16 protein-coding genes are annotated in these 14,088 nt (G+C 47.8%); 3 read left to right on the forward strand and 13 right to left on the reverse strand.

What is annotated here, in order from left to right; genetic code table 11:
• Positions 1-73: 73 nt before the first annotated feature.
• The 3 genes from guaD to KME11_07170 all read left to right on the forward strand — a co-directional run bounded on the left by guaD (position 74) and on the right by KME11_07170 (position 4,130).
• On the forward strand, positions 74-1,417 hold the full coding sequence (guaD, locus tag KME11_07160) for a guanine deaminase (protein ID MBW4514986.1): 1,344 nt from the start codon (positions 74-76) through the stop codon (positions 1,415-1,417).
• Positions 1,418-1,596: 179 nt separating this feature from the next.
• Complete coding sequence (locus KME11_07165; GenBank protein MBW4514987.1) at positions 1,597-2,397, forward strand: TPM domain-containing protein; 801 nt, start codon at positions 1,597-1,599, stop codon at positions 2,395-2,397.
• A 56-nt stretch (positions 2,398-2,453) separates the two neighbouring features.
• Positions 2,454-4,130, forward strand: a complete 1,677-nt coding sequence (locus KME11_07170; GenBank protein MBW4514988.1) for a DUF3352 domain-containing protein — start codon at positions 2,454-2,456, stop codon at positions 4,128-4,130.
• Positions 4,131-4,175: 45 nt separating this feature from the next.
• On the opposite strand, the gene KME11_07175 is transcribed toward KME11_07170, so the two are convergent.
• The 13 genes from KME11_07175 to KME11_07235 form a co-directional block, all read right to left on the reverse strand.
• Positions 4,176-4,598: a putative toxin-antitoxin system toxin component, PIN family gene (locus KME11_07175; GenBank protein ID MBW4514989.1), complete on the reverse strand. Its 423-nt coding sequence runs from the start codon at positions 4,596-4,598 to the stop codon at positions 4,176-4,178.
• Positions 4,588-4,815, reverse strand: coding sequence for a hypothetical protein (locus KME11_07180; protein ID MBW4514990.1), 228 nt, complete (start codon positions 4,813-4,815; stop codon positions 4,588-4,590). The genes KME11_07175 and KME11_07180 overlap by 11 nt, the downstream gene beginning before the upstream one ends.
• A gap of 154 nt (positions 4,816-4,969) precedes the next feature.
• Positions 4,970-6,145 (reverse strand): SAM-dependent methyltransferase, encoded by a 1,176-nt coding sequence (locus KME11_07185; GenBank protein ID MBW4514991.1) that lies wholly within the window; start codon positions 6,143-6,145, stop codon positions 4,970-4,972.
• 156 nt (positions 6,146-6,301) lie between these two features.
• Entirely contained in the window at positions 6,302-7,252 is a 951-nt protein-coding gene (locus tag KME11_07190; GenBank protein MBW4514992.1) for a F0F1 ATP synthase subunit gamma, read from the reverse strand.
• A 61-nt stretch (positions 7,253-7,313) separates the two neighbouring features.
• A complete protein-coding gene (atpA, locus tag KME11_07195; GenBank protein ID MBW4514993.1) occupies positions 7,314-8,834 on the reverse strand; it encodes a F0F1 ATP synthase subunit alpha in 1,521 nt (506 codons plus the stop codon).
• A 45-nt stretch (positions 8,835-8,879) separates the two neighbouring features.
• Positions 8,880-9,434: a F0F1 ATP synthase subunit delta gene (locus tag KME11_07200; protein MBW4514994.1), complete on the reverse strand. Its 555-nt coding sequence runs from the start codon at positions 9,432-9,434 to the stop codon at positions 8,880-8,882.
• Positions 9,431-9,973, reverse strand: coding sequence for a F0F1 ATP synthase subunit B (locus KME11_07205; GenBank protein MBW4514995.1), 543 nt, complete (start codon positions 9,971-9,973; stop codon positions 9,431-9,433). Before KME11_07205 ends, KME11_07200 begins: the two co-directional genes overlap by 4 nt.
• A gap of 41 nt (positions 9,974-10,014) precedes the next feature.
• Positions 10,015-10,446: a F0F1 ATP synthase subunit B' gene (locus KME11_07210; GenBank protein MBW4514996.1), complete on the reverse strand. Its 432-nt coding sequence runs from the start codon at positions 10,444-10,446 to the stop codon at positions 10,015-10,017.
• A gap of 105 nt (positions 10,447-10,551) precedes the next feature.
• Entirely contained in the window at positions 10,552-10,797 is a 246-nt protein-coding gene (atpE, locus tag KME11_07215) for an ATP synthase F0 subunit C (GenBank protein ID MBW4514997.1), read from the reverse strand.
• A 142-nt stretch (positions 10,798-10,939) separates the two neighbouring features.
• Positions 10,940-11,701: a F0F1 ATP synthase subunit A gene (locus KME11_07220; GenBank protein MBW4514998.1), complete on the reverse strand. Its 762-nt coding sequence runs from the start codon at positions 11,699-11,701 to the stop codon at positions 10,940-10,942.
• 84 nt (positions 11,702-11,785) lie between these two features.
• Positions 11,786-12,136, reverse strand: coding sequence for an ATP synthase subunit I (locus tag KME11_07225; GenBank protein ID MBW4514999.1), 351 nt, complete (start codon positions 12,134-12,136; stop codon positions 11,786-11,788).
• Positions 12,137-12,312: 176 nt separating this feature from the next.
• Positions 12,313-13,512: a class I SAM-dependent methyltransferase gene (locus tag KME11_07230; GenBank protein MBW4515000.1), complete on the reverse strand. Its 1,200-nt coding sequence runs from the start codon at positions 13,510-13,512 to the stop codon at positions 12,313-12,315.
• Between the two features lie 107 nt (positions 13,513-13,619).
• Positions 13,620-13,793: a hypothetical protein gene (locus tag KME11_07235; GenBank protein MBW4515001.1), complete on the reverse strand. Its 174-nt coding sequence runs from the start codon at positions 13,791-13,793 to the stop codon at positions 13,620-13,622.
• Between the last annotated feature and the right edge of the window lie 295 nt (positions 13,794-14,088).

Below are 14,088 nucleotides of genomic sequence, written 5' to 3' on the forward strand. Positions count from 1 at the left end.
TCTGATTCGGTTGCAAAGCTAAGTGAGGAGCTAGAGGATATCCGCGATCGCTTAACTCATGAGAAAAATTGAGATGTCTTCAGCTAACTCCATCCATGCCATTCGAGGAGCGTTTCTTGATTTTGTTGATGATCCATTTTATGTCTCTGAGCTAGAAAGCGTTCGGTATATTGCCGACGGACTACTGGTGATTGAAGCAGGGGCGATCGCCGCTTTTGGAACTTATGCTGACCTGCATCCTCAGTATGTTAATGTACCTGTAACCGCTTACCCTGGCAAGCTGATCATGCCAGGATTTATTGACACCCACATTCATTTTCCGCAGCTTGAAATGATTGCGGCTTATGGAGAGCAGCTTTTAGAATGGCTTAATCAATACACGTTTCCAACTGAAGAAAAATTTAAAGATAGAGATTACTCACAGAAAATTGCTTCGCTGTTTTTAGACGAACTGCTAAAAAACGGTACAACAACAGCATTAGTATTTGCGACGGTTCATCCTCAGTCGGTCGATGCCTTTTTTGAGGAAGCCAGTCGTCGGAATTTGCGCATAATTGCAGGCAAAGTGCTGATGGATCGGCACGCCCCCGCAGCTTTGACCGACACGCCTGAAAGTGCCTATCAAGACAGCAAAAAATTGATCCAAAAGTGGCACGGTCAGGGACGTTTGCTTTATGCCATTACGCCTCGGTTTGCCATTACTTCGACTGATGAGCAATTGCAGTTAGCCGGAAAGCTGCTGCAAGAATTTCCAGAGGTTTATTTGCATACCCATCTCTCTGAAAACCCAAAAGAGGTGGAATGGGTGGCAGAACTGTTTCCCGATCGCCGAGGTTATTTAGATGTTTATGATCAGGCAGGACTGGTTGGCAAAAAGTCAGTGTTCGCTCATGGGGTGCATTTAACCGATGCAGAGTTTCAACGCTTATCTGAAGCTAAAGCGACCCTGGCGTTTTGTCCTACGTCCAATCTATTTTTGGGGAGTGGATTGTTTAAGCTGCATCAGGCAAAGGCGATCGCTCAGCCCGTGAAGGTGGGACTGGGCACTGATGTGGGTGCAGGAACTAGCTTTTCCATGTTACAGACTGCCAGCGAAGCCTACAAAGTATCGCAGTTGCAAGGGCGATCGCTGTCTGCGTTTAAGGCGCTCTTTTTGGCGACGCTGGGCGGGGCACAGGCGCTTTCTCTAGAAGACAAGTTGGGAAATTTTCAGCCTGGAAAAGAGGCGGATTTTATTGTGTTAGACCCACAAGCCACGCCGCTAATGACCATTCGGAATGCTGAGATGCCTGCGCAGTCTTTAGAAGACCTGGCTAAAACCGCTTTTGGCATGATGATTTTAGGAGACGATCGGGCAATTCATGCGGTTTATATTGCTGGAGACTTGGCTTACGCGATCGCTGACTCACAGAATTAGATTGCAGGATCATGTAGATTGCAACATTCTAAGATTCCGGGATCATTAACGTTGCTCCGTTTTAATCACTCTTGTATGATTAAAATAATATTAACGTTAAAAAATGTAACGAATCCTCTCATGTTTCGTTACCTGAGTAACTGATTCGTATTCACCTTAGAGAAGCTGCTGATTTGTTCATGTCAAAATCCCCTTTTCACAACCTTTTCAAGATTCTTGTTGCTTTTGCATTAGTCGTTACGACTTGGGCGATCGCTCCGGCGGCTGAAGCGTACGACAACCCAGATTTATTACCCACTTCGCCCACGCTAATCATTGACTTAGCTAATTCCTTAACAGCGATTCAGCAGGACAAGCTCGATCAGCAACTCACAGATTTCGAAACTGAGACAGGCTGGAAGCTAAGAGTATTAACTCAGTTCGATCGGACTCCGGGTCGAGCCGTGAAAGATTTTTGGGGATTGGATGAGCGTAGCGTCATGGTGATTGCCGACCCACGCGGCGGCAACCTATTGAGCTTTAGCGTCGGAGATGCGCTCTACAATTTAATGCCACGCACCTTCTGGATTGAGTTGCAAACTCGCTACGGCAACCAATTCTTTGTTCGAGATAACGGTGAAGATGGTTCAATTTTGGGCGCTTTAGAGTCAATTAAGACATGTTTACGTCAGGGAGGATGTCAATTTGTTCCAGGCTTGCCGAGAGAACAGTGGATTCTGACCCTAGTGACCTCAGTCTTGGGAGGCGTAATTTGTGGTTTTGCGGCTCAACCTCGTGATGGAAAGCTTTTTTCTTGGCAGTGGGCGCTGCTTTTTTCTCCTTTATGGGGCATTTTGTTTATTGCGTTCGGTATTGGTCCGGTGGTATCACGAACTTCTGAGTGGGTGCCATTGGTGCGGAATATTGCTGGGTTTGTGTTAGGGGCGTTGGTTGCATATTTATCACCAATGTTGAATTCTTCTTCGCCTTCTGAAACGTAAATTGGGCAACAAGGGTAATAAACTGGGGATTGATTCCATTCGTCCCCTGTTGCGTTATGAAGTCTCGCTCTTTCTTTTCGGCGCTGGCATTGGCTGTGATCATTCTGCTAGGGGTGGGTGCGGGTGGTGCTTACTGGTTAGCAAGTAGTTCGCCACTGGGCGGAAAGATCAGTTCTCCTGGAATGCCGTCAGCAGCGATTTTTATGTCGAGGCGATCGCCCATTGTTGCCTCGTTTTTTGGCAATCCCGATCGCTTAATTTCAGGCGGACTAGTCTTTACGCCGCCAACTCAACGCCGAGCCATGCAAACAGAGTTTAAGCAGTTTCAAAATAGCTTGCTGGCGGATACCCATTTGAATTACTCCCATGATATTCAGCCCTGGGCAGGCGATGAGATGACTTGGGCGTGGACGGCGACAGATTTGGATCGAGACAGTGACAATGGTCAGCAGCCCGGATATTTGGTAGCGATCGCCACTGATAAACCGGAGCAAGCTCAGGAATCTTTAGAAAGATTTTGGCAGAAACGAGTCGCTAAGGGAGCCGATTTAGTAGCCGAGCAATATCTCGGTGTGCCAATTGTTTATGGTGCTGAGTCTTTGGCGAGTGCAGTAGTGGGCGATCGCTTTGTTCTATTCGCTAATCATCCTAAGGTATTGCGCGATGCTCTCAACAATGCCCAAGTTCCAGAGCTAAACCTAAGCAACAGCAAAGTTTATCAACAAATTACGACAAACTTACCCGCTGAATCCTTGGGCTTGATGGTCATTAATCTGCCCCAGTTGGCAACTGTAGGAGGGAACTCGTTACCGCTTAACCCGCTGTATGACTGTCTAGTGATGACTGCGAAGTTAGCTCCACAAGGATTACTGGCAGACGCAACGCTTCTGTCTACAACAGGAACAACGGCTGAGACAACCATTACGCAACCTGCTCTGTCTGCTCCTGTCGATGCCCTGAAGTTTATTCCAAAAGGCTTAGTCACGGCTGCGGGAACGAATGTTAAGCAGGTTTTGGCACAGTTTGAAACTGATTTAGTCGGCTATGAAACGATCGCCAAGTTATTGCAACAGCCCATTGCCAAGCTTGAAAAACAGTGGAATATTAGCCTTTCAGAGGACGTGCTGAGTTGGATGCCAGGAGAGTATGCGCTGGGAATGTTGCCTCGTTCTGAAGGGACGAATGATTGGATATTTGTCACGCGGCAATCGGCTGAAACGACTGAGGGGTTGAAGCGTCTGAATGCGATCGCTCAAACTCAGGGCATTAGTTTAGGATCTGTGCCACTAGGCGAAACAAAAATTACTGCCTGGACAACCTTGCAAACCGTTCCTAAGCCCCGTGCTAATTCCCCAAAAAACGCCGCATCTAAGCTAATGACCATTCAAGCTAAAGTTGAGGGTGTTCACGCCAGCGTCAATGGCTACGAAATTTTTGCTACTTCTCTAGAGGCAATGGAGCAAGCAATCCAGGCTGCCCAAGCGCCTGTGGCAGAAGATAGGCAGCGGGCGATCGCCGCCTTAGCACCGCGCAATAACGGCTATTTGTTTTTAGATGAAGGCGCTTTGCAGATGTGGGGGCGATCGTTTGCCGATATCTCGGAGCACTCGCCTCAAGATATTTCCAAAAAAGTTCAGATCTTGTTAGATCATGTCGCATCAGCCACTCTCAGCAATTATGGAAGTGACGCTCAGGGGCAGCATAATGGCGTATTCGTTCAGTTGAAAAGATAACCTTGGTGCTTTCTCACCCTAGGAACGCTGTGCTGCTGAGATAGTTCAAGCTATCTCAACGGCTCTTAAAAACTCCTCCGCTGTGACTATCTTCACCTTACGAAATGGATTAAGTACCAGCAAATCTTTATCGCCGCTGACAATATACCCTGCTTGTCCGTTCAATGCCAGTTCCAGAACCTTATCATCTTTCGGATCGCGACATTCTTGTACCTTTTCAGTAACCTCAACTAGTGTTGCTCGTTCAACGAACGTTTCCAAGAACTCATCCTGTTCTTCACTTGTTACAAAGCGATTGAATTTCTCTCGTCCAAGCACGTTGCTAAGTTCTTCCAATAACTCAAGCGAAAACAGAACTTCCCCCTGTTTCAGAGCATACCGAAGTGCTTTCGAGGGATTACCACTACTAAACAGCAATGAACTCACAATCACATTTGTATCGAAAACATAACGCACCTTACCGCTCATTCAAAACTGAGTCCAAAATTTCTGGAGTCAACCCTCGCTCCTCTGCCTTCTGGCTGATGTCATCCATGACTTCTTCTAGTGCCCTTTTCTCACGAGTCGCCTGGGTCAATCTTAAGCTGAGCAACGTCTCAATTTTACGCCTTTGCTCTTCCGATGCAGTTTCAAAGATGTGAGCAGCTTCTAGATTAACATGAACGATAATGGGTTTTGTTTCCATGGTCTGAATAGGTTAGGAAGTTTTAGATTTAATACAGCATCAATCTTCTCTGGTGACAATGCCACTCTAGCTTGTAATGCAGCATATCACCATCGCCTCACTCTCCAATCTTAGAAAGTTCAAGCAAAAATAATTTCTTCAACCAAAAACCTCCCTAGAGCATTGGCGCACTCAACCCTGTAAGCGGCTGATTCTGCTGGGTTGCCTTTAGCCCTTTACTTTGGATCAGTACACCAAAGTTGCCTAACCCCATGGGGTTCATGAGGGCATGGAGAGATTCGCGACGGCGGAGGATGTCTTGCAGAGATTGGTCAGAGCTAGAAAGAGCAGCAAGGCGATCGCCCAGACCCAGCGCCATTAAAAATAATCCTTGTTGGGTGCGTTCCATATTCTGTAACCCAAACTGTTCACCCCACCGTTCCAATGCTGTGAAATTAACGTGAGCAGTAATGTCCTGTCGCCCGATCGCTAGGTATGGATCATCATGGTGTGCGTGTTGGTAATAGCACTGTAATGTTCCTTGAGTGCGAGTTGGGCTGTAGTAACGTTGGGCAGAGTAACCGTAATCAATCGTTAAGAGATAACCTTGATGGAGGCGATCGCTCACCGACTCTAGCCAGTCCAATGCTTGCAAATTGACTTCGCTACGATAGCCTTCAGGATAGGATTGAGCAGTTAAATTCACGTTCACTCTCTCGAAATACTCTGTCAATTTTGGGGTAGAAAGTTCTCCAATTGTTTCCTGAAAAGAAGTTCCAAGGTAGATCTCTTGCAGTGTTTTACCGACTCGCACCACTCGATGAACAGGAAAAGCATCGACTAACTCATTCGAGAAACAGCAGCCTACGATCGAATCGTTAGGGATCTCTTCCCAAGTTTGCCAGGTTAGACTTCCCCATGATTCAGCAAACTTCCCGAATCGGCGCTGTTGCTCTGCGGCTAGGGCAGGCGATTTTTCGATAATGATATACTGTAGTGCTTCAAAGCAGGCAAAATGGTATTTATGAAGATAACGAAGAATGTCTTGGACGAGTAGCCCTTGTCCGGCTCCCATTTCGATTAAGGTAAACGGATTAGGGCGCTCTAGGATTTCCCACATTTGGACAAATTGTTGGGCTAGAAGTTCGCCGAAGTCAGAACCCAGGTGAGAAGAAGTCAAGAAATCGCTTTGAATTCCTTCTCCTGATTGATTCGTAGCATAGTAGCCCTGCTGCGGATGATAAAGGGCTAGATCCATAAATTCAGCAAAAGTAATTCTTTGCTCAGATCTCTTGGCAATCTGCTCAGCAATTATTTTACAGAGAATTGAATTACTTTCTGCAATCTCCATTACTATCTCCCGTCCTATCTAGCTTCCTAGCGTAGTATCTTTTGTTCTTCTTGAAGTGAATTCAGGGGAATTAAAAAAGCAGGACAACGATCTGCCCTGCCCTTCCATCAATTAAGTGAGATTCTAAGTAAGAGTCAATGAATCATCCAAAAGCTCTTAAGCTAGAGCCTCTGCTCCACCGACAACCTCTAAAATCTCCTGAGTAATTGCCGCCTGACGAGCCTTGTTATAGGTCAATGTCAAGCTTAGGATGAGTTCCTTTGCATTCTCGCTGGCATTATTCATGGCTGTCATCCGAGCCGCCAATTCACTTGCCGAAGACTCCTGTAGCGCCCGCAATAGTTGATTATTCAAATACAGCGGCAACAATGCGTCCAAAATTTGAGTGGGATCTTGCTCAAAAATCATGTCTTTAGGCAGCGGTTTAGGCGCGCTTGCCTCCACTTTATCCCGTTCTACCACAAACGTTCCGCCCCGACTGGTCAGCCGGAAGATCTCGTCGTCTGCCACTTCTAACCCTTGAGGATCTAGCGGCAGAAGGGTTTGAATGACTGGGCGAGAACTGACCAGAGATACAAATTTGGTGTAGATTAACTCCACCCGATCGACTGACTCAGACAAGAAGAGTGATAGCAGTTCGTCAGCAATCTTGGAGGCATCAGCCGCCGAGGGAACCTGATCCAAATTCATAAAAGATGCGCTAATGGGCTGGTCTCGGCGTTGAAAATACTGGGTAGCTTTGCGCCCGACCAATACAAATTTGTAGTCGATACCCTCTGCTTTTAGTTCATTCGCCCTAGTTTCAGCGCGTTTGATGATGCTGCTGTTATAGCCACCGCACAAGCCTCGATCGCCCGAAATCACTAAAATGCCCACCGACTTAACTTCCCGCTTTCGCAGCAAAGGCAAGTCAGCATCTTCAAACTGAAGCCGAGCTTGCAAGCCATAAAGAACTTGCGCCAAGCGATCGGCAAAGGGACGAGTGGCTGTGACTTGCTCTTGAGCGCGGCGCACCTTGGCAGCCGCAACCAATCGCATTGCTTCTGTAATTTTTTTAGTATTCTTGACCGAATCGATGCGATCGCGAATTGCTTTGAGATTTGCCATAGTTTTAATTCCTCAGATCGCAGTCATGGGCGGTCTAGCGATCGCCCATAAGCTAACAGGGTTACACAGATGCCAGGAAGGTCTTTTTAGATTCAGCGATCGCTTCTTTCAAAACGGATTCCGCTTCATCGCCCAGCTTTTTCTCACTGGCAATCAATTCACCGTACTTGGGCTTGCTGTTCTTCAGATAATCGCGCAGAGATTTCGTATAGCTGGTCACCTGCTCAACCGGAACATCATCCAAATGACCGTTGATGCCAGCATAAATAATGGCGACTTGTTCCGCGACTGACAGCGGGGAGTACTGAGGCTGCTTCAAAATTTCCCGTAGACGCTGACCCCGTGCAAGCTGGTTTTGAGTCGTTTTGTCCAAGTCAGAAGCAAACTGAGCGAATGCTTGCAACTCGTCAAACTGAGCCAACTCTAGCTTTACCTTACCCGACACCTGCTTCATGGCTTTGGTTTGTGCCGCAGAACCAACTCGGGATACCGAAATACCAGGATTCACTGCGGGACGCTGACCGGAGTTGAAGAGGTTGGAGGACAGGAAGATTTGACCGTCTGTGATCGAAATAACGTTGGTAGGAATGTACGCCGAAACGTCCCCCGCTTGGGTTTCTACAATAGGTAACGCGGTCATACTGCCTTCGCCTAGTTCAGGGCTGAGCTTAGCGGCACGCTCTAACAAACGAGAGTGAAGATAGAACACATCGCCAGGATACGCTTCACGACCGGGCGGACGACGGAGCAGCAAGGACATTTGGCGGTAGGCTTGGGCTTGCTTCGACAAGTCATCATAAACCACTAGGGTTGCTTGACCTTTGTACATGAAGTACTCAGCTAAGGTTGCGCCTGTGTAGGGAGCCAGGTATTGCAGCGCGGCAGGGTCGTTAGCGTTGGCGGCGACGACGATGGTGTAGTCAAGAGCGCCCTTTTCCCGAAGCACGTCAGCGACTTGAGCAACGGTTGAAGTCTTTTGACCGATCGCCACGTAAACGCAAATAACGCCTGTGCCTTTTTGGTTCAGGATGGTGTCAACCGCGATCGTCGTTTTCCCAGTTTGGCGATCGCCAATGATTAACTCTCGCTGTCCACGACCAACCGGAATCATCGCGTCGATCGCGGTGATTCCGGTTTGCATCGGTTCATAAACCGACTTCCGTTCAATAATGCCAGGAGCCGGAGACTCAATCAGGCGACTTTCGCTACAGACGATTTCGCCTTTGCCATCAAGGGGACGAGCCAGCGCATCCACAACGCGACCAATCATCGCATCGCCCACAGGAATAGAAGCAATTTTGCCTGAAGAGGTAACGGCGCTTCCCTCTTGGATGCCTAAGCCAGTGCCCATTAACACCGCACCGACGTTGTCTTCTTCCAAGTTGAGCGCGATGCCGACTGTGCCATCTTCAAAATCGAGTAGCTCACCCGACATGGCGTTTTCCAAACCGTAGATGCGGGCGATGCCGTCTCCAACTTGGAGCACTGTACCCACATTGGCAGTTTTTACGCCTTGGTCGTACTGCTCAATTTGCTGTTGAATAATGCTGCTGATTTCATCAGGTCTGATACTAATTGCCATAGGTAACTCTCTCGAATGAAAAGATTAAGGACAGAGAAGACTGGGTTAGCCTGCACCGAGGCGCATTGTGATCCGGCGAAGCTGGGAGCGAAGGCTGGCATCAATGACTTGAGAGCCAACTTTGATGATGACACCCCCAATTAGGTCAGGATCGATTCGGGTTTCAAACTCAACTTGAGAAGCCTGGGTCATTGCCAAAACTTGATGGCGAATGGATTCGCGCTGTTCATCAGAAATTTCGACGGCTGAGGTAACTTCTGCCAAAACGGTTTTCTGAAGTTGGCGCAACAGGACGCGGAACTGTTGACAAATATTTTCTAAGAAAGTAATCCTGCCGCGATCGACCAATACCAAAAGAAATTTTAACGTGAAGGGGTGAATCTGAGAGCCAAGCGCCTGGCTGAGAACGGCTTTTTTGGCTTCGACCCCCACAAGGGGACTTTCTACACAGGCAAGGAACTCAGGAGAATCTTTGAGCAACCCTAAAATACCAGCCATGTCCTCACCAATTTGATCCACCAGATTGTTGGACTGGGCAAGAGACATAATTGCCTGAGCATAAGGCTCGGAAATTTCAGCCGCCATTAAACCAGACTTCATGAAGCACCTCCCATCATGGCAATACTGCGATCGACGAGTTGCTTTTGGGTATCGGCACTCAGTCCAGAGTTAAGTTGAGCTTCTACTTTTTCCAGGGCTAGGGCAGCGACGCGCTGGCGCAATTCGGTCATGACCCTTTCCTGTTGAGAGTTGAGGTCCTGAGCCGCAGAGGCTTTCAAACGCTCAATGTCTTGAGCAGATTGAGCCATGATTTCTGCTCTGGCCACCTGGGCGCTGGCTTCGGCATCCGTTTTAATGCGTGTAGCTTCAGTTTTGGCTTGTGCTAGCTTTTGCTGTTGGCTAGCAAGGGCAGCAGAGGCTTCCTGCTTGCGTTTTTCGGCATCTTTGATAGCGAGCTCGATTTGCGATCGCCGCTCAGCCAATGTTTTGCCCAAAAAGTTACGAGCCAGGTAGACGACCACTCCTAGCACGATCGCCAGGTTGATCAGGTTCGTATCTAAAATATTGAGATTAAGCCCAAAGCCTGCTTCTTCGGCTGTGGCAGCAGTTAGTAATATGAGCGTCCCCATGGTTTCCATCTAACGAGTTACTGTGCTGTATCCGAACAATTACATTCAAATTAATTAAAGACCTGTGACCCTAACAGCTTCTCCAAGATCTGACGGCTCAGACCATCAACCTGCTGTTCCAGCGACTGCATCGCCGCCGCTTTTTGCTGGTCTAGCTCTTGCTGCACTTGTTCGCGCTGTGCCTGAGCTTCTTTTTGGGCTTCAGCAATTTGGGCTGCCGCAATTTTCTGAGCTTCTGCCTCGGCATTGGTAATCACTAACTGAGACTGCCGACGGGTATCCGCTAGCTCTTTCTCATACTGCTTTGCCAAGTTCTCGGCGTTTGCCAACCGCTCTTGAGCGCCTGTCTGGGTAGAACGGATGTAACCATCGCGATCGTCCAATGACTTCATCAAGGGCTTGTAAAAAACTGCGTTTAGCGCAACCATCAGCAACAAAAACTGTACCGCCATCAAGGGAAGAGTGGCATCAAAATCAAACATTTTTTGCCTCCTGGGCGATTGCGCTTTCTACAGTGACTCTGTCTTGTGTCATATCTTCCTACGTTCTGCACTGGGGACGAAATGCGCCCCCAGTGCAAATTTATCCTATGCGAAAGGGTTGGCAAACAGAAGCACCAATGCAATAACCAAACCGTAGATAGTCAAAGATTCCATGAACGCCAGAGTCAACAAGAGCGTACCGCGAATCTTGCCTTCAGCTTCAGGCTGACGAGCAATGCCTTCAACCGCGCTGCTTGATGCATTACCTTGACCAATACCAGGACCGATCGAAGCCAGACCAATTGCCAAGGCGGCAGCAATAACGGAAGAAGAAGCAACTAATGGATCCATGATTTTTTCCTTTCGGGTTGTACAAAATTACAGAGAGAATTGATTCAGTAATCAATTAATTGTTTGCGCAGGAGCTACGCTCTACCGGATGGTCACCATTCCGACGGGAATTGCGAACCAAATCCGAGTCTTGTTTAAGGAACTAGTGTTCCTCATGGGCTTCATCACCATGCCCTTCGAGAGCTTCGTGGATGTATGCACCTGCTAAGGTGGCAAATACTAATGCCTGAATGGCACTAGTAAATAGACCTAGCAGCATGACTGGAATGGGTACGACCAAAGGCACCAACAGAACCAGCACAGCCACGACTAACTCATCTGCCAGAATGTTTCCAAAAAGTCGGAAACTGAGGGAGAGGGGTTTCGTGAAATCTTCTAGGATGGCGATCGGCAACAGAATGGGAGTCGGCTCAACGTACTTGGCAAAGTATCCAAGTCCTCTTTTGCGGAACCCAGCATAGAAGTATGCCAGAGAGGTCAAGAGTGCCAACGCCACAGTCGTGTTGATGTCGCTGGTAGGAGCTGCAAGCTCGCCTACTGGCAGTTTGATTAACCGCCAAGGAAGCAATGCTCCTGACCAATTTGAGACAAAAATGAACAGGAATAAGGTACCAATGAACGGCAGCCAAGGGCGGTATTCCTTTTCACCCAGTTGATTTCTGGCAATGTCTCGCACAAACTCTAGGGCGTACTCCATGAAATTTTGCATCCCTTGAGGCACTCTCTGAATGTTGCGAGTGCCCAGCACCGATGCCGTCAGTAGCAGCCCAATCACAACCCAGCTTGTGATGAAAACTTGTCCGTGGAGCCTGAGTCCACCGAGTTGCCAGTAGAAATGATTGCCTACTTCTAACTCAGCTAAAGGAAACGTTGTAAGGGTATCCAGAAAACTTAGCATTTGCATTCCAAAGGATTGTCCAAATGAGGTGGACACAACAACGTTTCAGCTTGATCGACTAGCCTTCAGTCTTTCAGGTTTAGGAACCCTTCAGGTTTGGGGAGCCGATAAAATCTTCAACGTGTAAACGAGAATCGCTCCTTTAAAGGTGAGGAAACCTAAGAAAATAGGGAGGACTTGCAACTGGTTCCATTGAGATGCAATTACAATCACACCAATCAGTACCGCCAGTTGATTCTTTCCTATTTGTCCTTTCCCTCGACCGAGCTGTTCAACGTTTTTAGCCAACATTCTCAAGTAAACCATACCTGTGCACGCTCCAATCAGGTAATTCAGGGCAATGTTGAGGGAGTAGAAAATCCAGACGGCAATAAAAATGATTGCGGTCAGAATTAACGTCACCACCAACAGGTACTGCTGAAGACTGTAGTACTCCTCCATGGAGGAATTTGGCTCAAGGGGGAGTTCGCCGAGCGGGGCTTGGGCAGTGGTTTCGAGAGAGGATTCTGGCGGGTTCACAATATATATAAAGAGAGCACCAGGGTTGGCAAAAGTCATTTCTGACCCTCAAAAATCATATCATCGCTCGGCAATAATACTTAATACGATCTAGAAGCTCAAGATGTCTGGGTTGGAGCGAGCAAGATGAGGTGTTGGGCAACCAGCGATCGCACTCCCTCTAAATCCAATCCAGCTTCCTCCATCGCTTTCCTAACAGTTTGGGTTCCGTTGGGATTACAGGCTCTCAAAAATTTTACTTCTGCATCGTTTAACTTCACGACCTGATAATCGTAGTTAAACAAGCAGCCGCTCTCCCAGTTATCCATACAAGGACTGCGTTCAGGAATTGCTTCTAGGAGTGCTGAGTCATTGAGCCAGTCATTTTTGGGGAGGGGGGCACGACCTAAAAAGAATTCGTAGTGAGCGATCGTTTCAGGATCGAGGAGTTCAATGAGGCGATAGATCTGGCGATCGCTTAACCCATGCGCTCGTTCCATTAGCTCTGGCGCTTGGCTCAAGAGGCGATCGAGTTGCCACACCTTGGGGTTAGAAAAGCCCATGAATTCTAGTCCCGAAGCGTCAATTAACTCAAAGACTGTCTCAATGTTGTAGTCAATTTCTTGAGGATGGACATACATATCCGCAAAGCATTCATCCTTGTGGTTTTCCATCGACCAGCGATCGCGCTCTCGTTTGACAAGGCGATTATTTTCAGGCAAAGTCGCAAAAATTTTTCGCCCAACTTGTACGCCATCTGCATAGTTACCTTTTTGACTGCCTTGAAGGAGGGCGATCGCTTGTTGCATCAATTTAATTTCCCAGCGTCCTAACTCTCCATAGATAAAGATGTGGAGCAATCCGCCGGGAGCTAACTTTTGGGCTAATGCTTGGATACCCCGAATCGGATCGGGAGTGTGATGCAGCACGCCGACACAATTAATCAGATCAAATTCACCGGGCAGTTGCTCGACATCGAACAAGCTCATTTGATAGAACTCAACGCGATCAGCACCCGATCGCTGACAGCGTTCTTGCGCAACTGCCAAAGTGCCAGCGCTGAGGTCAATGCCAACCACTTGCGCCTGCGGATTAAGGTGAACTAGATATTCTGTCCCAACGCCCGAGCCGCATCCAGCATCAAGAATGCGAATGTCTTGGCGATCGGGCTTTTGTCCGGTGCAAAAACTGTAGGCAGTATTCCAATTCCAACGCCAGTTATAGCCAGGGGGCGGTTCGTCGAGAAGGGGTTCGGGAGGAAAGGGGTAAGTGTCGTAGAGTTTGGCAACTGCTGCGCTAATCGCTTGGGGGTCGGACATATTTTGTAAACTCACACGAAACCAGTAAGAATGAGTTTACCGAAAAGCGAGTTGCCAGTACGTAACCTTTAGAGATGAGGATTCGGGAAGTATGGGGACAGAAGAGCCTAGGGTTTAGGGTTGAGAGTATTGATAGCTTGAACGGCGATCGCAATTTGTTGCACTAATTCTGCGTCTGAGCCTTGATGGTTGAAAAGAATTTTGGTTTCTTTAAGCAGTTCGCTGTGGCCATGAAGGCGATCGCTACAGTAATAGGGTTGAGACAAAGTTTGCTGGGTCATGGGGTTCACTCTAAATAGTACACATGAACTAAGTACTAATGTATCGTAGCTTATTAGAAAGTCAAGCTAGCAAATAGATCCAGAAAACCTATGTCAGCACATCCTGACAAGGTAACGAAACTTAAAGTTCCTCTCAGGCTCGTCCCCCTAATCCCATAAGATCTGTGATATTGAGAAAGACATGGGAATCCAGAGCGTTGGGAAAATACATACTTTTTAATAATTCCAATGTTGGAACCCAAAACGTTTTAAGTTAGAAGTCAAGTCGATCGCCTAGAGTTGGTTCGGACGCTGC

Source organism: Timaviella obliquedivisa GSE-PSE-MK23-08B, from assembly GCA_019358855.1.
Taxonomy (GTDB): Bacteria; Cyanobacteriota; Cyanobacteriia; order Elainellales; family Elainellaceae; genus Timaviella; species Timaviella obliquedivisa.

Excerpts from the sequence above, each read along its gene's own strand:
- guaD (MBW4514986.1), top strand. The coding sequence starts at position 74 with ATGTCTTCAGCTAACTCCATCCATGCCATTCGAGGAGCGTTTCTTGAT.
- KME11_07165 (MBW4514987.1), top strand. The coding sequence starts at position 1,597 with ATGTCAAAATCCCCTTTTCACAACCTTTTCAAGATTCTTGTTGCTTTT.
- KME11_07170 (MBW4514988.1), top strand. The coding sequence starts at position 2,454 with ATGAAGTCTCGCTCTTTCTTTTCGGCGCTGGCATTGGCTGTGATCATT.
- KME11_07175 (MBW4514989.1), bottom strand. The coding sequence starts at position 4,598 with ATGAGCGGTAAGGTGCGTTATGTTTTCGATACAAATGTGATTGTGAGT.
- KME11_07180 (MBW4514990.1), bottom strand. The coding sequence starts at position 4,815 with ATGGAAACAAAACCCATTATCGTTCATGTTAATCTAGAAGCTGCTCAC.
- KME11_07185 (MBW4514991.1), bottom strand. The coding sequence starts at position 6,145 with ATGGAGATTGCAGAAAGTAATTCAATTCTCTGTAAAATAATTGCTGAG.
- KME11_07190 (MBW4514992.1), bottom strand. The coding sequence starts at position 7,252 with ATGGCAAATCTCAAAGCAATTCGCGATCGCATCGATTCGGTCAAGAAT.
- atpA (MBW4514993.1), bottom strand. The coding sequence starts at position 8,834 with ATGGCAATTAGTATCAGACCTGATGAAATCAGCAGCATTATTCAACAG.
- KME11_07200 (MBW4514994.1), bottom strand. The coding sequence starts at position 9,434 with ATGAAGTCTGGTTTAATGGCGGCTGAAATTTCCGAGCCTTATGCTCAG.
- KME11_07205 (MBW4514995.1), bottom strand. The coding sequence starts at position 9,973 with ATGGAAACCATGGGGACGCTCATATTACTAACTGCTGCCACAGCCGAA.
- KME11_07210 (MBW4514996.1), bottom strand. The coding sequence starts at position 10,446 with ATGTTTGATTTTGATGCCACTCTTCCCTTGATGGCGGTACAGTTTTTG.
- atpE (MBW4514997.1), bottom strand. The coding sequence starts at position 10,797 with ATGGATCCATTAGTTGCTTCTTCTTCCGTTATTGCTGCCGCCTTGGCA.
- KME11_07220 (MBW4514998.1), bottom strand. The coding sequence starts at position 11,701 with ATGCAAATGCTAAGTTTTCTGGATACCCTTACAACGTTTCCTTTAGCT.
- KME11_07225 (MBW4514999.1), bottom strand. The coding sequence starts at position 12,136 with ATGGAGGAGTACTACAGTCTTCAGCAGTACCTGTTGGTGGTGACGTTA.
- KME11_07230 (MBW4515000.1), bottom strand. The coding sequence starts at position 13,512 with ATGTCCGACCCCCAAGCGATTAGCGCAGCAGTTGCCAAACTCTACGAC.
- KME11_07235 (MBW4515001.1), bottom strand. The coding sequence starts at position 13,793 with ATGACCCAGCAAACTTTGTCTCAACCCTATTACTGTAGCGATCGCCTT.